This is a genomic window from Pantoea leporis (assembly GCF_028048155.1).
Taxonomy (GTDB): Bacteria; Pseudomonadota; Gammaproteobacteria; order Enterobacterales; family Enterobacteriaceae; genus Pantoea; species Pantoea leporis.
This window is the reverse complement of sequence record NZ_JALMEU010000007.1, coordinates 127,822-146,333: the sequence shown is the minus strand read 5'-3', so window position 1 is coordinate 146,333 and position 18,512 is coordinate 127,822. Positions and strand designations below refer to the sequence as shown.

Below are 18,512 nucleotides of genomic sequence, written 5' to 3'. Positions count from 1 at the left end.
GGTTAGCCTCGTTCAGGATTGAGGGCATTCGCCAGCCAGGTAACCAGCAGGACGACGGCAAAATAGGAGATCACCAGCGCGCTGGTGAAATGGCCGCTGCCGTTGCGCATGTTAAACAGATAAACCTGCAAGGTTTCATAACGGGTGCCGACCAGCATATTGGCGAAGACAAACTCACCAATCAGGAAGGAGAAGGAGAGCAGCACCGCGATAAATACCCCTTTGCGCAGGTTCGGCAACACCACAAATAGCGCCGCCTGCCAGGTGCTGGCACCGAGCAGCTGCGCGGCATCAATCAGCTCTTTCAGGTTGATGGCCTGCATATTGTTGGAGATGGCGCGATAGATAAACGGCAAGGCGATGGTGAAGTAGCAGCCGATCAAAATCCACGGCGTGCCGGTCAGCATCAGCGGCGACGACGAATAGAGTTGCAGCAGCCCGACCGACGACACCACTGGCGGCACGGCGAAGGGCATCAGGATCAGCACGTTCATCACCGCATCCAGTTTCGGATAGTAGTAAGCGATTACAAACATGGCAGGCAGTACCAGCACCAGCGAGAACAGCAGCGCACCGCAGCAAACCAGCAGCGAATGGCCGAGTGCGGTCAGAAAACGCGCATCGCTCCACAGCGCGCTGAGCCACTTCAGCGTAAAGCCCTGCGGCAGGATGGTGTCGCTCCAGCTGGTGGAAATGCCGTACAGTAACGTCGCCAGCAGCGGCGCGGCTAAAATGGCCAGCAGCAGCCAGACAATCAGGCGATGATAAAATTTTTCCGCGCGCGACACGTGTAGCTCCTCAGGAAGGTTTGGCGTTGAGATAGCTGCGGCGCACCAGATACTGCTGCACCACGGTAATCAGCGCCATAATCAGCACCAGCAACATCGCCAGCGCGCCGCCGGTGTTGGGATCAAGCGAGATGTCGCCAGAGACCAGCGCGGCAATACGTACCGGCACCACGTTAAAGTTGCCGGTAGTGAGCGCGTAAATAGTGGCGTAAGCGCCGAGCGCGTTCGCCAGCAAAATCACGAAAGTACCGAGCAGCGCCGGGAACAGAATCGGCAAACCGATGTGCCACCAATAGCGCCAGCGGCCTGCACCCAGCAGCGCGGCGGACTCTTGCCAATCCTGTCGCAAGCCATCAAACGCCGGATAGAGCAGCAAAATGCCGAGCGGGATTTGGAACCAGGTGTACACCAGCACCATGCCGTCACGCGAGAACAGTTTGAAGCCTTCCAGCACGCCGTAATGGCGCAGCAGCAGCGTCAGACAACCGTTCAGACCGAGCAGAATGACAAAGGCAAACGCCAGCGGTACACCGGCGAAGTTGCTGGTCATGTTGGTAAATGACATCAAAAAGCGCTGAAAGCGGCCGCTGCCGAGCTGATGCAGCGAATATCCGGCAACCAGTGAGATCAGCAGGCCGTAAATGCTCGACCAGATGGAGATGTCGAGCGACAGGCGAAACGCCTGCAAATAGAACGGCGAGGTGAGGATATCGCTGTAGTTGTCGAAGCCCCAACGCTCATTGATGTCGCTCCAGAAGCTGTTGATGGCAATCCACAGCAGCGGCGCGAGCTGGAATGCCACCCAGAACAGCGCAAACGGCAGCAGCAATAGCGCGGCGAGCGTTTTGCCTTTCATTACTGCGGCTCCGCCAGTAACGCGCGACATAGCGGTTTGTCATGTTCGACGCCGAGCAAGGTGCACACGATGCCGCACAGTTCGGTCTGCTGCGGCTGGAGATCCGGCTGCAGCGAGAAACCTTTGCCAAACACGAACAGCGGCACCTGCGTCTCTTCCGGCAAAATGCCGCCGTGCGAGCGGTCATCGTTCATGCCGTGATCGGCGGTGACAATCACCTGATAACCGGCCGCCAGCCAGTCCGGCATCCACTGCGACAGATAACCATCGGCCATGCGCGCGCGGTTGCGATACTGCGGCGATGACAGGCTGTGCTTGTGTCCGGCATCGTCAATGTTCATCGGGTGGATCAGCAGGAAGTCGGGATCGTGCCGCAAACGCAGGCTTTCTGCGTCTTCAAACAGGTGGGAATCCGGATAACCGTCGTCCCAGTAAAAGTGGCCATACTGAATCGGCAGATCGGGCGCGACCGTGTGGCGGTCGCGCGCCGCGTTGAACGGGGATTGATTGTAGAGCTCACTCACCCAGTGGTAGGCGGCTGCCGCGGTGGTGAGACCGGCGGCACGTGCGTAATGGAAGATGCTGCGCTGATTACTCATGCGACTGACGCCGTTGTGAATAATACCGCTGCGCACCGGTGGAATGCCGGTGAGAATGCATTCGTACAGCGGGCGCGACAGCGAAGGCAGTTCGCAAGTCAGCGTATAATATTGGCCGTTGCCCTGCGCGCATTCAGCAAACAGATAGCCCATTGCGTGCTGCGCTACCTGATTACTCAGCCCATCCAACACCACCAGGATCGTTTTCATCCCTCGCTCCTTACTGCTTCATATTAATGATGACGTTCTCTTGCCACAGACGCGGCAGCATTTTCGAAGTTTTATCCCACGCGGCCTGGTCTTTGATTGGACGGGCATTCTTATACTCAGACTGCGGCAGCAGCTTGGCCTGCACGTCGGCGGGCAGAGTTAAATGCTCGGCACGAATCGGGCGCGCATAGCCTTTCGCCAGGTTGATCTGGCCTTCATCAGACAAGATGTATTCACGCGCCAGCTTGGCGGCGTTCGGATGTTTAGCGTATTTATTGATGATGGTGCTGTAGCCAGAAGTGACGGAACCGTCGGAAGGGATCACCACTTCGTAGCGGTTTTTGTCGATCTGATCGCGGTAGTTCAGACCGTTAAAGTCCCACACCACCGCCACCTGAATTTCGCCTTTTTCAATGTTGGCAATCACCGGATCGGTCACGCCAAGACGGCCTTCTTTCGCCAGATCGCCGAAGAAGCTCAACGCCGGTTTCACATTCTTCTCGTCACCGCCTAATGCATAGCTGGCCGCCAACACGCCGTTCGCTGCCTGAGCCGCAGTGCCGACGTCACCGATAGTGACCACATACTTACCTTTCTTCAGATCGGCCCAGCTGTGCGGCACATCTTTGACCTGCTGCTTATCCACCAGGAACGCGATGGTGCCGGTATACGCCAGCATCCAGTTGCCATCCTGATCTTTTGCCCAGCTCGGGATTTGCTCCCAATGCGTTGGCTTATACGGTTGCGCCACGCCTTTAGCGACGGCAATCGGACCGAAAGCAGCGCCCACATCACCGATATCGGCGCTGGCGTTCTCTTTCTCTGCAGCAAATTTTGCCAGTTCCTGCGCCGAGGACATGTCGGTGTCGCTGTGCTTCAGGCCATATTTGCTGTTGAGGTCACTCCAGGTATCTTTCCAGTTGGCCCAGCTATCTGGCATGCCGACGCTGTTGACCTGACCTTCGGCGCGCGCGGCTTTTTCTAACGCGGCGAGGTCATTATCTGCGGCTTGCGCGGCGGGCAGCGCAAGCAGTACGGCACTGGCTACTACAGAGGCGATAAACGCTTTCATCTCGATTGCTCCCGGTATATGTTGTGGGACTTCTTGGTCTAGTCCAGCAAGAACCGAGCCAATGTAGCCCGAATAGATGAAGGTTTTATGACCATGGTGGTGAAACGGGGTGTGGCGCGACGATCCACATGCGGTTACAGCGCGCTAAAGCGTGGGTTGTTCTCTGTCACATTGTAGTCATCGAACTGTCATAGTGCAGATTTGCCCCAAAATGAGGCTGAGAAATGATGTCGAAAACGGCGGATGTGATTGCAGCAGGGCTGCGGGAACGCATTGAAAGCGGTGAATTTTCCGGTGGTCGTTTGCCCGCCGAACGTAGCTTAAGCGAACACTATTCCACCACGCGCATTACGCTGCGTGAGGCGCTGGGTTTGCTGGAAGCGCAGGGCATTATCTATCGTGAATTGCGTCGTGGCTGGTTTCTCGCACCGCCTCGGTTGGTCTACAACCCCTCTCATCATAGCCATTTTCACGCCATGGCCGCTGAGCAAGGCCGTATTGCCAGCACTGAAGTGCTGGAGGCGCGCGAAGTGCCAGCGCAATTAGCCATCGCGCGTCATCTGCAACTGCTGGAGGGCGATCGGGTTTACCGCATTCGCCGTTTGCGCCGTATTGATGGTCGCGCCGTGTTGTATGTCGAGCATTACCTCAATCCCGCCTTCTTTCCGGGATTGCTGGATGAAGACCTGACGCGTTCACTCACCGATCTTTATGACCAGCGCTATGGCATTCGCTACGGCGGCGCGCGTTTTACCATTTTGCCGGGACCGCTGCCGGTGCGCGCTGCGCCCGCGCTCAACGTGGCGAGCGGCACGCCCGGATTGTTGATTACCCGCATCAATCGCGATCAGCACAAGCGCGTGATTGATTGCGACTGCGAGTTCTGGCGCTATGACGCGCTGTGCGTGGATGTCGAAGTATAAATATTGTGATTTTGATCACACTACAGCATGATAGCGCCAGTGAGTAATTGAGAGCGTGAGGCGCAAAAATGACAATAAAAACAGGGGTTGGGCAGTACATCTCTTTAGCATTGCAGTGGGTGCTGAATATTGGTCTGATCATTCTGGCCATTATTCTGGTGGTGTTCCTCGGTAAAGAAACCATTCATCTGGCCAACGTGCTGTTGAGCACCGGTGAGCAGACGTCTTCCTATCTGCTAATTGAAGGCATCGTTATCTATTTCCTCTACTTCGAATTTATCGCGTTGATTGTGAAGTACTTTCAGTCTGGCTATCACTTCCCGCTGCGCTACTTCATCTACATTGGCATCACGGCGATTATCCGCCTGATCATCGTCGACCATAAAAATCCGTTCGATACGCTCTACTACTCGGCGGCGATTTTGATTCTGGTGGTGACGCTGTGGCTAGCGAACAGTAACCGCTTGAAACGCGAGTAATAATATCGCGTGGCACAACGAGCCGTGCCACGCATTCTCCTCTGCGCTAAACTAGGGCAACTTTTTTCCCGGAGATGTCCTGATGTCGCATGACGCGCTGCGCCAGTTACGCGCACTGCACTGGCTGCCAGCCTCTTCACCGCAGCTTTCTGCCCCGCTACTTGACTGGTTAATGGAAGAAGACTCCATGACGCGTCGCTTCGAGCAGCATTGCCAGCAAGTGACCGTAAAACTGATCCGCGAAGCGTTTATTGGCGCTGAAGAGATCTCGGAAGAAGCGGAATTTTTGCCCGCCGACCCGCGCTTCTGGTTACGTGAAATTGTGCTGTGCGGTGATGGCGAACCCTGGCTGATTGGCCGCACCGTGGTGCCAGAAAGCACGCTGAACGGCCCCGAGCAGATGCTGCAACAGCTCGGTACGCGCCCGCTTGGCCGCTATCTGTTCTCTTCATCTACCCTGAGCCGCGATTTTATCAATCCCGGTCAGGTTGGCGATTTATGGGGACGCCGTTCCCGCCTGCGTTTGTCGGGCAAGCCGCTGCTGTTAACTGAACTATTTTTACCGGCGTCGCCGCTCTATCGCGCGCTGGATCAAGGATAAAACCACTGTGCAAAACACCTTACCCATGACCAAATGGCAGGCTTACTGCCGCCTGATGCGTATCGATAAACCCATCGGCACTGTGTTACTGCTGTGGCCAACTCTGTGGGCACTGTGGCTCTCCGGCATGGCGATTCCACCGCTGCCGGTGCTGCTGGTGTTTGTGCTCGGCGTTATCGTGATGCGTGCTGCCGGCTGCGTGATCAACGATTACGCAGACCGCAAAATCGATGGTCACGTCAAGCGCACGGCGTCACGTCCGCTGGCCAGCGGCGCGGTGTCCGGGAAAGAGGCGAAGCTGCTGTTTGCCGGTCTCGGTTTGCTGGCGTTTATGCTGGTGTTGACCATGAACACCATGACCATTTTGCTGTCGTTTGGCGGCCTGGCGCTGGCGTGGGTTTATCCGTTTATGAAGCGCTACACGCATCTGCCGCAGGTGGTGCTCGGCGCAGCGTTTGGTTGGGCGATTCCGATGGGATGGGCAGCAGTTAGTGAGTCCTTACCTTTAGTCTGCTGGCTGGTTTTCCTGGCGAACATCTGCTGGACGGTGGCCTATGACACGCAGTACGCGATGGTCGATCGCGATGACGATTTGAAGATCGGCGTAAAATCAACGGCGATTCTGTTTGGCCGTTGCGACAAACTGATTATTGGTTTACTGCAGCTGGCAACGCTCGGTTTGATGGCGCTGGTGGGCATGATGCTTCAACTGAATGGGGCGTTTTACTGGTCGCTGCTGCTGGCTGCGGGCTTGTTTGTGCATCAGCAGAAGCTAATTGCCCAGCGCGAGCGCGATCCCTGCTTCCAGGCGTTTCTGAATAACAACTATGTGGGCATGGTGCTGTTTCTCGGCATTCTGCTCAGCACCGTGCCGTTCGCGGATCTGTTATAAACAAAAAAGGCGCACTGAAGTGCGCCTTTTTATTAGCTTATCGCCGCGTTAATCGTGGGTGACCGCGCTTTCAATCGTCAGACGCACGTCGCTGGTCACCAGTTCCGCCAGCATCTGCCACATCATATGACTGCGTTCGGCATCGGCATCGCCTTTGTCACTGATATATCCTTCATCACGCAGCGTGAGGACCAGCGCAGTAAACACTGCTTTATCAAAGAACTCTGGTGCGTTGATACCGTGCAGCACAGACAGGCGTTGAGCCAGCGTGCGGCTCTCTTTCTCCAGCGTGCCACGGTTGATGGCCGGTTTCGCGCTGAGGATAGCGAAGGTAATCGCGAAGCGCTGCAGCGTCTCACGAATACCCGCCGCCAGCAGTTGCAGCGAACGGTGACGTGCCGGCGTCATTCTTAGTTGACCATCCTGCAAGGTGATCAGGCCCTGACGCGCCATCTCTGCACAGAGTGCGTTAAGTAGCGCAGGCAACTCCGCCTTGTCCCAGCGCAAGAACAACTCGCTCTTTAGCATCGGATATACCAGACTAACCTGACGCAGCAGCTCTGCTTCGCTGATTTCACGATGTTGCTGCACGATGGCGGCAATCAACGATGGCATCACCAACATGTGATGAATGTTGTTGCGATAGTAGGTCATCAGCACCGCCTGCTCGCGCGGCAGAATGATGATGTCGCCAATGCTGTCTTGCTCGGTCTCGAACTTGTTCATGCCCATGGCGTGATCAAGCAGCGCTTCGGCGCTCATGTCAGGCACCGTGGCTTCTGGCGAATAGGGCACATTGCGCAGCAGCTGGGTGTAGCACTCTAACTGCTCAATCAGCTGTTCGCGGGTCAGTGAACGCTGACGTGACGCCAGCAGTGCAGTGACGCACAGGTTCATGGCGTTGGCTGCACCGGCTTCATTGATGCGCACCATCAGCTTCGCCGCAATGTCATTCACGGCGGGCGTCATCCAGGCTGGGCGTTGCGGTTCGATAGGATCAATCGCATCTCGCCATTCGGGCACGTTTTTGTTCAGATAGTTCATTAACGGCAGGGGTTCACCGAAGTTAACGTAGCCCTGTCCCAGGTTGCGCAGCTTACGTAAACCGCGCACCATCTGCAGGAAGCTCTCTTTCTCTTTGGCCGCACCCCGCAGCTCTTTGGCGTAGGTGCCCACTTCCATCACATGCTCGTAGCCAATGTAAATCGGCACGAAGGTGATTGGACGACTGCCGCCGCGCAGCATCGCCTGCAGCGTCATTGATAGGGTGCCGGTTTTTGGATCCAGCAAACGACCGGTACGCGAACGTCCGCCCTCCACAAAGTATTCAACGGAGTAACCCCGGCTAAACAGCTCGCCAAGATATTCACGGAACACGGTGGAATAGAGTTTGTTGCCCTTAAAGGTACGACGAATAAAGAAGGCGCCCAGACGACGGAAAATCGGGCCGGCTGGCCAGAAATTCAGGTTGATACCGGCAGCAATGTGCGGCGGCACCAGGCCTTGATGATAAAGCACGTAGGAGAGCAGCAGGTAATCCATGTGGCTGCGGTGGCAGGGCACATACACAATCTCATGACCATCCTGCGCCAGCTGACGCACGCGCTCACCGCCATGCACGTTGATGCCCTGATACAGGCGGCTCCACAGCCAGCCCATCACGCGGTCAGTGACTTTAATCGCTTCATAAGAGAAGTCCGCCGCCACTTCTTCCATCATTTCGATGGCGTTCTGCTGGGCTTTCTCATGCGAAATCTTTTTGCTGCGCGCTTCATCTTCTACTGCTTTTTCGATCGCTTTGGATTGTAACAGCTTGTTGAAGAGATCCTGACGCGCAGGCAGACGCGGGCCGACCGCAGCCAGACGTTGGCGGGCAAAATGAATGCGCGCCACGCGAGCCAGCTTTTGGGCAATCGACTTATCGGTGCCGTGCTCGGTCGCCATCTGGCGCAACGAAACGGTTTGCGAGAAGCGAACAAAGCTGTCGCGGCCGTGCCACAAAATGGCGAAGAACTTCTGCACGCCATTGAGCACGCGCAGATGTGGCGTGGATTCACCGGAGGTTTCACGTCCCGGCGCACGACCAAACATCACCGCGACCGGCAGCATTTGCACATCGAGTTGCGGGTTGCTGCGGTGCAAATCCAGATAATCGTGGAACAGCTTTACCGATTCGGGATTGGCCACGAAATAGGGAATTACGCGTGGGCCATCGTGAATAAACACGTGGCGCGGCAGCAGGGTGCCATCGATCTCCAGCGGAGCCAGCGGATCGGGCAGATCATGTTTCAGGCATTGAGCACGCAGTGTGAGCAGGTCAGCCTTTGAATCATAAGGCAAAACATACATCACCGGACGTGTCGGATCGATCCCATGTTCAGAGATAGGATCGGTCGGAATGACCTTACTTTTTACCAAAATAGAGAGTGGTAAATTCAATAATTTGTAATAGAGTTTACGCCAACCTGACATAGACAACTTTAAGCCTCTTGTTAGCAAAGCGCGGCAAGCATACCAGAAAGCGCAGCGAAGGTCTGTGGCTCTGCCGCCTCAAACTGCCCACACATTGACGTCAAAATAGTTCAAGGGTTCCATAGACATGGCAAATAACGTCACCGGTATAGTAAGAATAGTGAAAGCCGCCGGTTATTCCTGGCAGGGCCTGCGTGCCGCATGGCAGCACGAAGCCGCTTTTCGGCAGGAAGCCATTGCCGCGCTGGTGGCCATTCTCGTAGCTTGCTGGCTGGATGTAGATACCCTTTCCCGCATCCTGATGATTGGCTCGGTAGTGCTGGTTATCATCGTTGAGATCCTTAATAGCGCTATCGAAGCGGTGGTCGACCGCATCGGGCAGGAGCAACATCCGCTCGCGGGCCGCGCCAAAGATATGGGATCGGCTGCCGTATTGCTGACTATCTTACTGGCTCTGTTCGTCTGGATCGCGCTGCTCTGGACGCATTTGAGATAGGGATTCCAGATTCATTAAACCGCTGATTTTTCCCTCTGTTACGGTTTTCATTTCGCGAATACCTGTATATACTCACAGCGACTGTATAAACAACCAGGGGGCGGGATGAAAGCGTTAACTGCACGGCAGCAACAGGTCTATGACCTGATTCGCGACCATATTAACCAGACGGGCATGCCGCCAACGCGTGCGGAAATTGCTGCGCAACTGGGTTTCCGCTCGCCCAATGCTGCCGAAGAGCATCTGAAAGCGCTGGCGCGTAAAGGCGTAATTGAAATTGTTTCCGGCGCATCGCGCGGGATTCGTTTGCTGATGGAAGAAGAACCAAGCGAAGGGCTGCCGCTGATTGGCCGCGTCGCTGCCGGTGAACCTTTGCTGGCTCAAGAACACATCGAAGCCCACTATCAGGTGGATGCTAACCTCTTTAAACCGAGCGCCGATTTCCTGCTGCGCGTGAGCGGTATGTCGATGAAAGACATCGGCATTATGGATGGCGATCTGTTAGCGGTACACAAAACGCAGGAAGTGCGTAACGGCCAGGTTGTCGTGGCGCGCATTGATGATGAAGTCACAGTGAAACGCTGGAAAAAGCAGGGTGCGATTGTCCATCTGCTGCCGGAAAACACCGATTTTCAGCCGATTGTCGTGGATACCCGTGAGCAGTCGCTAACCGTTGAAGGTTTAGCTGTCGGGATTGTGCGCAACGGCGAGTGGCTCTGATCAGTTTCTGATCCACTTTAACTGCGGCGGTGCGTGTTTGCGCTGACCGCAGTCTGCTGTTTTACTTCTCTGTGACTCTTTCTGCGGCTCATTCTGGCGCCATTACGCTGATTACCGCACACAACGGAATGGGCTAATGCAGCTGTTTTCCTCCTCAGATAAAACGCTCTGGCGGCTAGCGCTGCCGATGATCCTGTCAAATATCACCGTCCCATTACTGGGTGTAGTGGATACCGCCGTTATTGGTCATCTCGATAGCCCGATCTACCTCGGTGGCGTCGCCGTGGGCACAACCGCCACCAGCTTCATCTTTATGCTCCTGCTTTTCCTGCGCATGAGCACCACCGGACTCACCGCTCAGGCATTTGGCGCCAATGACAAAACGGCGCTGGCGCGCGCCTTAACACAGCCGCTACTGATTGCGCTGGTTTTTGGTGCGCTGTTTATGGTGCTGCGAACGCCGGTCAGCAGCCTGGCGGCAGCGTTAATGGGTGGCAGCCCGGAAGTGCAGCAACAGGCGAAAATATTTATTGAGATTCGCTGGCTAAGTGCGCCCGCAACCTTGGCCAATTTGGTGATTCTTGGCTGGCTGCTGGGCGTGCAGTATGCGCGGGCACCGATGGTGCTGCTAATCATCGGCAACCTGGTGAATATCCTGCTGGATCTGCTGTTCGTGCTCAAACTGCATTGGGGTGTCGCCGGAGCGGCGGCGGCTACCGCGCTGGCAGAATATGTCACGCTGGGCGTGGGTTTGTGGATGGTGGCGCGGGTGCTAAAGATGCGCGGTATCCATTTTGCTTTACTCAAAAGCAGCTGGCGCGGCGATGCGGCGCGGCTATTCCGCCTCAATCGCGACATTATGCTGCGGTCTTTGATGCTGCAAATATGCTTCGCGTCGCTCACCATCCTTGGCGCACGCATTGGGCCGGATGTAGTGGCAGTCAATGCGGTGCTGCTGATGTTCCTCACTTTCACCGCATACGCGCTTGATGGATTTGCCTACGCGGTTGAAGCCTGTTCGGGTGAAGCGGTTGGGGCCAAAGATCGCAGCCGACTATTGCTGATTTGGCATGCGGCTTGTCGCCAGGCTTGCTTCGTCGCCGCGATCTTTGCGCTGATTTATGCATTCACCGGTCCGCAGATTGTGGCGATGCTGACGTCACTGGAAGCGCTACGAGAGATGGCCGACCGCTATCTGCTTTGGCAAGTGATTCTGCCGCTGGTTGGCGTCTGGTGCTATCTGCTGGACGGCATGTTTATCGGCGCGACGCGCGGGCGTGAGATGCGCAACAGCATGGTGATGGCGGCGATCGGCTACGGTGTCTCGCTGCTCACGCTGCCGTGGCTCGGTAATCACGGTTTATGGCTGGCGGTGACGGTATTCCTCGCGTTACGCGGACTCACGCTGGGGCTCATTTGGCGTGGTCACTGGCGGCGCGATAGCTGGTTTAACGCCTGAATAAGCGAAGCGTAACCTACAGATTAATCTGTATTTCCCTGCAAACTGCGAAGCGGCTACTACAATTACCTCATACGGCGCATATGAGTAGCGCGTTGTCTGGGTATATCGCCAGCTAAGCAGGCAATATATCTATCTCACTCAGGATGTAGTGGAGGAATATTATGAACAAAGACGAAGCGAGCGGAAACTGGAAGCAGTTCAAAGGCAAGTTTAAAGAGAAGTGGGGCAAGCTGACCGATGACGACTTCACTGTGATCGAAGGTAAACGCGATCAGCTGGTTGGTAAAATCCAGGAACGCTACGGTTATGGTAAAGACCAGGCCGAGAAAGAAGTGAAAGACTGGGAAACAACCAACAAAGATTACCGCTGGTAATCTCACTTCACGGATGATGCTCCTACCCGCCAATCATTTAGCGTAGTGATTGGCCCGGCACAAGGATGTGCCTCCCTATTTTCTTACCCGCTTTTTACCCTCGACCTGATGGTCATGCTCGCAGCTTTCATGGTGCGTGCAAGCCGCCACTTCTACGCAATTTTCACACAGGCCATGTGCCTCAATCACGGTATGTCGCAGAGAAAATCCCGCCTGATCCGCTAATGCAGCGATGGTTTTTTCCACGCCATGAGCATGTTTTTCGCTAACTGCCGCACAACCGTCACACACTAACATTACAGAAGTATGTGCTGGCTCATCAAAATGATGGCAAACCACGTAACTGTTATTTGACTCTACGCGATGAATAAATCCCTGTTCCAGCAGGAAATCCAGCGCGCGATAGATGGTGGGCGGTTTTGCTTGCGGTTCACTGACACGCAGTTGATCCAGCAAATCGTAAGCGCTTATCGAACCGTTCTGCTCTGCCATTAAGCGCAACACTTCGGCGCGTTGAGTGGTCAGGCGCACGCCGCGATCAAGGCAAAGTGATTCAGCCTGGGTAAGAAGTTGTTCTGGCGTGAGGTTTGACATAAGCATTCTCCGGGTTGCAGGTGATGTTATTTTATCACACAAATTTTTACGCTGCTGTGATTGCTTATTGTCCTTAAAATCCCTAAGAAAATTCTCCCCAATCAATAGATTACCTTCGCCATTTTTCCGTCAATATTGCTGCAACCCTTATGTCTGTAAAATGCGTCCGGCCAGGCAGCGCAACGTCTGCACGGATTTTGCTTTGCAACTCACCGGGTTAGCGGCTATGGTTCAAAAGGTCTTAAGTAATTTCTGGTCTCAATTTACTCACTGTTAATTTTTCTGCATAAAAACACAGCGGAATGGCGTGGAAGCGTCCAATTCTGCGAATAGCAGTGCTATTTCCTTTTAATTCACAGCAATGAAGCGTTAGCCAGGGTTCAGAATAGCGGCTAACTAAACTTTCAGTCGGTGAGTGATTCAGCGACATTTCAAAGGTGATGGCAGGCTCATGGCGAAGACATTATTCAGGCACAAAAAAGTAGCTTATCTTGTTGGTTTGAATGCAGTATTTCTCTCTTCCTCAGCTCTGGCAGCAGGTACATGGTACGACGCGCGTAACGACGCAATGGGCGGTACCGGCGTAGCCTCTTCCACCTGGAGTTCGGCGGTGCTGGCTAACCCAGCATTGATGACCAAGGCGCAGCCTGAAGATAACGTCAGCATCATTCTTCCATCAGCCGGCGCACAGGTTACCGATAAAGACAAATTGATCGATCGCGTTGACGACATTACCGATACCGTTGATCGTTATCAGGACGTGATCGATAACCTGACCTTTCAGGATTACCTCAATGGTTACCCGCAGCTGAAGGCCGCCGCAGGCGATATGGCAAACCAGCTCAGCGACCTGCGTGGTAATAAAGCTCACGCAACAGCCGGCGTGGCCGTGGCCGTCACCGTTCCGAATGAAACCTTACCTTTTGCCTTTATCACCAAGGCTTACGGCACTGCGATTGTGCGCGCCAACGTGGCAGATAGCGATATTGCCTACCTGCGCGCGGTTGCCAATGGCACGAGAGTGCCTGTGCCGGGTGATGAAAATAACTTACGCTCCAGCGCCAATGGCCTGGCGGCATTAGTCACCGATTATGGTGTGTCAGTCGCGCATGAGTTCTCGATTGCCGGCCATCCGGTTTCTGTCGGCGTGACGCCAAAGCTGCAGAAAACCTGGCTGTATAACTACACCGCGAGTATCTACAACTACGACAAGAGTGACATCAACAGCAGCCGCTACCGCAGCAGCGATACCGGTTTCAACATGGATGCGGGTGTCGCAACAGATTTCGGTGAGAACTGGACCTTTGGCGTGACCGGACAAAACCTGATCTCGCGCGATCTCGATACCAAAGAGGTGAACGGTTACCGCGATACTTATCAAATTCGTCCGCTGGTCACTACAGGGCTTTCCTGGAATAACGGGCCATTCACGCTGGCGGGGGATGTTGATCTGACTGAAACCAAACGCTTCAAGTCGGAAGACACCAGCCAATATGCCGGCGTAGGTGCGGAATATCGTGTGCTGGATTGGCTGGCGCTGCGTGCCGGCTATCGCGCCGATCTGAAGTCGACCGATACTGACGTGTTCACCGCCGGTTTGGGTGTGTCACCGTTCAACAATGCTGTCCATCTGGATCTGGCCGGTTCTGTGGGTAAAGACAACACCGTAGGTGCCATGCTGCAGCTCGGATTCAACTTCTAATTACCCGTCTGATAACGGGCGGCTGTGCCGCCCGTTTTGCTGTGATATGATTGCGCAGTTTCTCATCACTTACTTACTGCGGATTTACTGCGTTTCATGACCGATACTTTCTCCTCGCAACGTTTTTCCATCGCCCCAATGCTCGACTGGACCGATCGTCACTGTCGTTATTTTCACCGTAAGCTGAGCGGTGACACGCTGCTGTACACCGAAATGGTGACGACCGGCGCGATCATTCACGGTAAAGGCGACTATCTGGCCTACAGCGAGGAAGAACATCCGCTGGCGCTGCAGCTGGGTGGCAGCGATCCCGCCGCCCTGGCGCAGTGCGCTAAGCTGGCAGAAGAGCGTGGCTACGATGAGATCAACCTCAACGTGGGTTGTCCATCCGATCGCGTCCAGAACGGACGTTTTGGCGCCTGCCTGATGGGCGATGCGGTGCTGGTTGCCGACTGCATTAAAGCGATGCGCGATGTGGTGAGCATTCCGGTGACGGTCAAAACCCGCATCGGTATTGATGAGCAGGACAGCTACGAATTCCTGTGTGATTTTATTGGCACTGTGGCGCAACAGGGCGGCTGCGATACCTTTATTATCCACGCGCGCAAAGCGTGGCTGTCGGGTTTAAGCCCGAAAGAGAATCGCGAGATTCCGCCGCTCGATTATCCCCGCGTTTACCAGCTGAAGCGCGATTTTCCGGCGCTGACCATGGCGATTAATGGCGGCATCAAAACGCTGGAAGAGGCCAAACTGCATCTGCAGCATATGGATGGCGTGATGATGGGGCGCGAAGCCTATCAGAATCCGGGCATTCTGGCGCAGGTTGACCGCGAGCTGTTTGGTCGCGATATGCCGCGCGTCGATCCGGTAGCGGTGGTGCGCTCGATGTATCCCTACATTGAAGCTGAACTATCCAAAGGCATGTACCTCGGCCATGTGACGCGCCATATGCTTGGCCTGTTCCAGTGCATTCCGGGTGCGCGCCAGTGGCGTCGCTATTTAAGTGAAAACGCCCACAAACCCGGCGCCGATGTGCGCGTGCTGGAAGCGGCGTTGGCGCTGGTAGCGGATAAGATCCCACAGGAAGTGATGTAATCACTGTTTAGCATGCCGGAACCTTCCGGTTTGATACGGTGCGCCTTCATGCGCACCGTAAGCCAGTACCATAATTTTATAGATGGTTATTTCTACGCCGAGAATTAGTTTTTTTCATCACCTCATTATTTCTTCATTCAACTCTTGTCCATTGCTTTCAAGCAGTTAGCTATTTTTATAACCTGGCACGTATCTTGTAATGTTCCTGATGTTACTTACACAGGAGAGCCTTCGTGGAAATTCTATTTGTTATCGGCTTTTTTCTGATGCTGCTGTTCACCGGCGTTTCGTTGCTGGGCGTTATTGCAGCATTGGTGGTGGCGACCGCTTTGATGTTCTTTGGCGGATTGCTGGCAATTGTTATTAAAGTGTTGCCATGGTTGGTATTGGCGGTTGTCGCTGTCTGGCTTTATCGGGCATTTACCACGCCTTCAGGTGAGGCAAAGATGCGCAGGCTGAAAAGAAAAATCAGCGACTTAGATAGAAGGGACTGGCGCTAATTGCGGTGACGATCACAGACTCGGATATTGCTTAGCATTATTCCGCATTTAAACATATTTTTTACTTATGTTTTCTGTCAGGATGATTGGCGTTGTTTCAAACGAATTCATCGCCGCTGTCCCTACACCAGCGCGAACTATAAAAAGAAAAAAAGGGGCTTCCTACGGGAAGCCCCGTTTGCATTTAGCGATCAGGGAATCAGCAGGCTGGAACCCTGAGTCGCGCGACTCTCCAGCACCTGATGCGCGCGCACCGCGTCACTCAAGGCAAATTTCTGCTGCTCGGGCACGTTAAGCTGAATCGCGCGGCTGGCGATCAATGAGAACAACTCATTGCTGGCGGTATCCAGTTCTTCACGGTTGGTGATGTAACCGAACAGCGAAGGTCGGGTGACGAACAGCGAGCCTTTCTTGTTGAGAATGCCGAGATCAACGCCGGTAACCGGACCCGACGCATTACCAAAGCTGACCATTAACCCGTGGCGACGCAGGCTATCTAGCGAAGGTTCCCAGGTATCTTTCCCCACCGAGTCATACACCACGGCCACTTTCTCGCCATGGGTCAACTCGCTGACGCGCTTCGCGATATTCTCTTCACGATAGTTAATTGTCGCCCAGGCACCGGCATCTTTAGCTATCTTCGCTTTCTCAGCCGAACCCACCGTGCCAATCAGATGTGCGCCGAGCGCTTTGGCCCATTGGCAGGCGATCAAACCCACGCCACCCGCAGCGGCGTGGAACAGGAAGATTTCGTCAGCTTTCACTTTATAGGTTTGGCGCAGCAGATACTGCACGGTTAAACCTTTGAGGAAAGAGGCCGCACCTTGCTCAAAGGAGATGCTGTCCGGCAGGATCACCAGACGATCTTCCGCCACATTGTGCACTTCGCTGTAGGCGCCCAGCGCGGCCTGGCAATAGACCACGCGATCGCCCGCCTTAAACCGCGTCACCGCCGATCCGACGCGTTTCACCACGCCGGCTGCTTCGGTACCCAGGCCGGAAGGGAAGCTGCTTTGCGGATACAAGCCGCTGCGCACGTAGGTATCAATGTAGTTAATGCCAATTGCCTTGTTTTCCACCTGCACTTCATGTTCGGCGGGATCGGCCAGTTCGAAATCGACCCATTGCAGTACATCTGGGCCGCCGTGTTGGTTGAACTGAATACGCTTTGCCATTCTGACTCCTGTGATTGTTCATCCTGGGACGGTATACTTGCGCGTCCCTTTCACGATCGGTAATGCATTCACTATGGCAGGAAATAAACCCACCAACAAATCGAACGAACCCCGCGATCGGCAGCTGGAAGGCGTGAAAATGCCGCCGCATTCCATAGAAGCGGAGCAGTCGGTGCTCGGTGGGTTGATGCTGGATAACCAGCGCTGGGACAACGTTTCTGAACGCGTCGTCGCCAGTGATTTCTTCAACCGCTCGCACCGTCTGATTTTCACGGAAATGCAGCGTTTGCTGGAAGCTGGCCAACCGATCGACCTGATTACGCTCTCTGAATCGCTGGAAACGCTTGGTGAATTAGAGATGGCCGGCGGCTTCGCCTATCTGGCCGAACTGGCAAAAAATACGCCAAGTGCCGCGAACATTGGTGCTTATGCCGATATCGTGCGTGAACGTGCGGTAGTGCGCGAAATGATTTCTGTGGCGAACCAAATCGCCGATGCCGGTTACGATCCGCAAGGACGGAGCAGTGAAGATCTGCTCGACTTTGCTGAATCGAATGTTTTCAAAATTGCTGAACAGCGCGCTAATAAAGATCAGGGCCCGCAGAATATCGAGCAGATTCTGGAAGCCACGGTATCGCGCATTGAGTCGCTGGTCTCAACGCCGCACGACGGCGTCACCGGCGTCGATACCGGCTATCAGGATTTGAACAAAAAAACCGCCGGTTTACAGGGCTCGGATCTGATCATCGTCGCGGCGCGTCCTTCGATGGGTAAAACCACCTTCGCCATGAATTTGTGCGAAAACGCCGCGATGTTGCAGGACAAGCCGGTGTTGATTTTCAGCCTGGAGATGCCCAGCGAGCAGCTGATGATGCGTATGCTGGCGTCGCTGTCGCGCGTAGATCAGACGCGCATTCGTACCGGTCAGCTGGAAGATGAAGATTGGGCGCGCATTTCCGCCACCATGGGGATTTTGCTTGAGAAGAAGAACATGTTTATCGATGACTCTTCTGGCCTGACGCCCACCGAAGTGCGCTCACGCGCGCGCCGCATCTTCCGTGAAAATGGCGGGTTGAGCCTGATCATGATCGACTACCTGCAGCTGATGCGCGTGCCTGCGCTGTCGGACAATCGTACGCTGGAGATCGCTGAAATCTCGCGCTCACTTAAAGCGCTGGCGAAAGAGCTGAATGTGCCGGTGGTGGCGCTGTCGCAGCTAAACCGCTCACTGGAACAACGTGCGGATAAGCGCCCAGTGAACTCGGATCTGCGTGAATCAGGTTCGATCGAGCAGGATGCCGACTTGATCATGTTCATCTACCGTGACGAGGTGTATCACGAAAACAGCGATCTCAAAGGCATCGCCGAGATCATCCTGGGTAAGCAGCGTAACGGCCCGATCGGTACGGTACGCTTGACCTTTAATGGCCAATGGTCGCGCTTTGATAACTACGCTGGCCCGCAATACGACGACGAATAACCCTTTCATTCCGGATGCATGC

19 protein-coding genes are annotated in these 18,512 nt (G+C 54.8%); 12 read left to right on the top strand and 7 right to left on the bottom strand.

Annotation, left to right across the window (positions count from 1 at the left end; genetic code table 11):
- Positions 1 to 2 precede the first annotated feature (2 nt).
- Genes MWH02_RS17415 through MWH02_RS17400 form a run of 4 tightly spaced genes read right to left on the bottom strand, consistent with a single transcriptional unit; the run spans position 3 to position 3,525 of the window.
- Positions 3 to 788 (bottom strand): ABC transporter permease, encoded by a 786-nt coding sequence (locus tag MWH02_RS17415; RefSeq protein ID WP_101763078.1) that lies wholly within the window; start codon positions 786 to 788, stop codon positions 3 to 5.
- Between the two features lie 10 nt (positions 789 to 798).
- On the bottom strand, positions 799 to 1,644 hold the full coding sequence (locus tag MWH02_RS17410; RefSeq protein WP_101763077.1) for an ABC transporter permease: 846 nt from the start codon (positions 1,642 to 1,644) through the stop codon (positions 799 to 801).
- The gene (locus MWH02_RS17405; RefSeq protein WP_217550070.1) at positions 1,644 to 2,453 is read right to left on the bottom strand and encodes an alkaline phosphatase family protein; all 810 of its coding nucleotides are present in this window, start codon (positions 2,451 to 2,453) and stop codon (positions 1,644 to 1,646) included. The genes MWH02_RS17410 and MWH02_RS17405 overlap by 1 nt, the downstream gene beginning before the upstream one ends.
- 10 nt (positions 2,454 to 2,463) lie before the next feature.
- Entirely contained in the window at positions 2,464 to 3,525 is a 1,062-nt protein-coding gene (locus MWH02_RS17400; RefSeq protein ID WP_101763075.1) for an ABC transporter substrate-binding protein, read from the bottom strand.
- Between the two features lie 224 nt (positions 3,526 to 3,749).
- Here MWH02_RS17400 and MWH02_RS17395 point away from each other — a divergent pair, with 224 nt between their 5' ends.
- The 4 genes from MWH02_RS17395 (at position 3,750) to ubiA (ending at position 6,420) form a co-directional block, all read left to right on the top strand.
- A complete protein-coding gene (locus tag MWH02_RS17395) occupies positions 3,750 to 4,448 on the top strand; it encodes a UTRA domain-containing protein (protein ID WP_271461130.1) in 699 nt (232 codons plus the stop codon).
- 68 nt (positions 4,449 to 4,516) lie between these two features.
- Positions 4,517 to 4,927 carry a phosphate-starvation-inducible protein PsiE gene (psiE, locus tag MWH02_RS17390; RefSeq protein ID WP_061718383.1) on the top strand — a complete coding sequence of 137 codons (411 nt, stop codon included), beginning with the start codon at positions 4,517 to 4,519 and terminating at the stop codon, positions 4,925 to 4,927.
- An 82-nt stretch (positions 4,928 to 5,009) separates the two neighbouring features.
- Positions 5,010 to 5,528: a chorismate lyase gene (ubiC, locus tag MWH02_RS17385; RefSeq protein WP_101763073.1), complete on the top strand. Its 519-nt coding sequence runs from the start codon at positions 5,010 to 5,012 to the stop codon at positions 5,526 to 5,528.
- Positions 5,529 to 5,535: 7 nt separating this feature from the next.
- Complete coding sequence (gene ubiA, locus MWH02_RS17380; RefSeq protein ID WP_271461129.1) at positions 5,536 to 6,420, top strand: 4-hydroxybenzoate octaprenyltransferase; 885 nt, start codon at positions 5,536 to 5,538, stop codon at positions 6,418 to 6,420.
- A gap of 48 nt (positions 6,421 to 6,468) precedes the next feature.
- Here ubiA and plsB read toward each other — a convergent pair whose 3' ends face one another.
- Positions 6,469 to 8,892 (bottom strand): glycerol-3-phosphate 1-O-acyltransferase PlsB, encoded by a 2,424-nt coding sequence (gene plsB / locus MWH02_RS17375; RefSeq protein WP_110868147.1) that lies wholly within the window; start codon positions 8,890 to 8,892, stop codon positions 6,469 to 6,471.
- A gap of 127 nt (positions 8,893 to 9,019) precedes the next feature.
- On the opposite strand from plsB, the gene MWH02_RS17370 reads away from it, so the two are divergent.
- From MWH02_RS17370 to MWH02_RS17355, 4 genes are all read left to right on the top strand, one after another.
- The gene (locus MWH02_RS17370) at positions 9,020 to 9,388 is read left to right on the top strand and encodes a diacylglycerol kinase (RefSeq protein ID WP_222184959.1); all 369 of its coding nucleotides are present in this window, start codon (positions 9,020 to 9,022) and stop codon (positions 9,386 to 9,388) included.
- 105 nt (positions 9,389 to 9,493) lie between these two features.
- On the top strand, positions 9,494 to 10,108 hold the full coding sequence (lexA, locus tag MWH02_RS17365) for a transcriptional repressor LexA (RefSeq protein WP_008109941.1): 615 nt from the start codon (positions 9,494 to 9,496) through the stop codon (positions 10,106 to 10,108).
- A gap of 136 nt (positions 10,109 to 10,244) precedes the next feature.
- Entirely contained in the window at positions 10,245 to 11,567 is a 1,323-nt protein-coding gene (dinF, locus tag MWH02_RS17360) for an MATE family efflux transporter DinF (protein ID WP_271461128.1), read from the top strand.
- 164 nt (positions 11,568 to 11,731) lie between these two features.
- Positions 11,732 to 11,944 (top strand): CsbD family protein, encoded by a 213-nt coding sequence (locus tag MWH02_RS17355; RefSeq protein ID WP_110868149.1) that lies wholly within the window; start codon positions 11,732 to 11,734, stop codon positions 11,942 to 11,944.
- Between the two features lie 75 nt (positions 11,945 to 12,019).
- Here MWH02_RS17355 and zur read toward each other — a convergent pair whose 3' ends face one another.
- Positions 12,020 to 12,538, bottom strand: a complete 519-nt coding sequence (gene zur, locus MWH02_RS17350; protein WP_192412683.1) for a zinc uptake transcriptional repressor Zur — start codon at positions 12,536 to 12,538, stop codon at positions 12,020 to 12,022.
- Between the two features lie 451 nt (positions 12,539 to 12,989).
- Between zur and MWH02_RS17345 the strand changes: the two genes are divergently transcribed.
- The 3 genes from MWH02_RS17345 to pspG all read left to right on the top strand — a co-directional run bounded on the left by MWH02_RS17345 (position 12,990) and on the right by pspG (position 15,835).
- A complete protein-coding gene (locus MWH02_RS17345; RefSeq protein ID WP_137384961.1) occupies positions 12,990 to 14,240 on the top strand; it encodes a conjugal transfer protein TraF in 1,251 nt (416 codons plus the stop codon).
- Between the two features lie 96 nt (positions 14,241 to 14,336).
- Positions 14,337 to 15,335 carry a tRNA dihydrouridine(20/20a) synthase DusA gene (gene dusA / locus MWH02_RS17340; protein ID WP_271461127.1) on the top strand — a complete coding sequence of 333 codons (999 nt, stop codon included), beginning with the start codon at positions 14,337 to 14,339 and terminating at the stop codon, positions 15,333 to 15,335.
- A 233-nt stretch (positions 15,336 to 15,568) separates the two neighbouring features.
- Complete coding sequence (pspG, locus tag MWH02_RS17335) at positions 15,569 to 15,835, top strand: envelope stress response protein PspG (RefSeq protein ID WP_101763064.1); 267 nt, start codon at positions 15,569 to 15,571, stop codon at positions 15,833 to 15,835.
- A gap of 191 nt (positions 15,836 to 16,026) precedes the next feature.
- Here the strand turns inward: pspG and MWH02_RS17330 are convergent, their stop codons facing one another.
- A complete protein-coding gene (locus tag MWH02_RS17330; protein WP_192412679.1) occupies positions 16,027 to 17,010 on the bottom strand; it encodes a quinone oxidoreductase in 984 nt (327 codons plus the stop codon).
- A gap of 73 nt (positions 17,011 to 17,083) precedes the next feature.
- Here MWH02_RS17330 and dnaB point away from each other — a divergent pair, with 73 nt between their 5' ends.
- Positions 17,084 to 18,490: a replicative DNA helicase gene (gene dnaB, locus MWH02_RS17325; protein WP_101763062.1), complete on the top strand. Its 1,407-nt coding sequence runs from the start codon at positions 17,084 to 17,086 to the stop codon at positions 18,488 to 18,490.
- Positions 18,491 to 18,512: the final 22 nt, after the last annotated feature.

Bases quoted from the DNA above. Each gene is read 5' to 3' on its own strand.
- MWH02_RS17410 (WP_101763077.1), bottom strand. From the start codon at position 1,644: ATGAAAGGCAAAACGCTCGCCGCGCTATTGCTGCTGCCGTTTGCGCTG.
- MWH02_RS17405 (WP_217550070.1), bottom strand. From the start codon at position 2,453: ATGAAAACGATCCTGGTGGTGTTGGATGGGCTGAGTAATCAGGTAGCG.
- MWH02_RS17400 (WP_101763075.1), bottom strand. From the start codon at position 3,525: ATGAAAGCGTTTATCGCCTCTGTAGTAGCCAGTGCCGTACTGCTTGCG.
- MWH02_RS17395 (WP_271461130.1), top strand. From the start codon at position 3,750: ATGATGTCGAAAACGGCGGATGTGATTGCAGCAGGGCTGCGGGAACGC.
- psiE (WP_061718383.1), top strand. From the start codon at position 4,517: ATGACAATAAAAACAGGGGTTGGGCAGTACATCTCTTTAGCATTGCAG.
- ubiC (WP_101763073.1), top strand. From the start codon at position 5,010: ATGTCGCATGACGCGCTGCGCCAGTTACGCGCACTGCACTGGCTGCCA.
- plsB (WP_110868147.1), bottom strand. From the start codon at position 8,892: ATGTCAGGTTGGCGTAAACTCTATTACAAATTATTGAATTTACCACTC.
- MWH02_RS17370 (WP_222184959.1), top strand. From the start codon at position 9,020: ATGGCAAATAACGTCACCGGTATAGTAAGAATAGTGAAAGCCGCCGGT.
- lexA (WP_008109941.1), top strand. From the start codon at position 9,494: ATGAAAGCGTTAACTGCACGGCAGCAACAGGTCTATGACCTGATTCGC.
- dinF (WP_271461128.1), top strand. From the start codon at position 10,245: ATGCAGCTGTTTTCCTCCTCAGATAAAACGCTCTGGCGGCTAGCGCTG.
- MWH02_RS17355 (WP_110868149.1), top strand. From the start codon at position 11,732: ATGAACAAAGACGAAGCGAGCGGAAACTGGAAGCAGTTCAAAGGCAAG.
- zur (WP_192412683.1), bottom strand. From the start codon at position 12,538: ATGTCAAACCTCACGCCAGAACAACTTCTTACCCAGGCTGAATCACTT.
- MWH02_RS17345 (WP_137384961.1), top strand. From the start codon at position 12,990: ATGGCGAAGACATTATTCAGGCACAAAAAAGTAGCTTATCTTGTTGGT.
- dusA (WP_271461127.1), top strand. From the start codon at position 14,337: ATGACCGATACTTTCTCCTCGCAACGTTTTTCCATCGCCCCAATGCTC.
- MWH02_RS17330 (WP_192412679.1), bottom strand. From the start codon at position 17,010: ATGGCAAAGCGTATTCAGTTCAACCAACACGGCGGCCCAGATGTACTG.
- dnaB (WP_101763062.1), top strand. From the start codon at position 17,084: ATGGCAGGAAATAAACCCACCAACAAATCGAACGAACCCCGCGATCGG.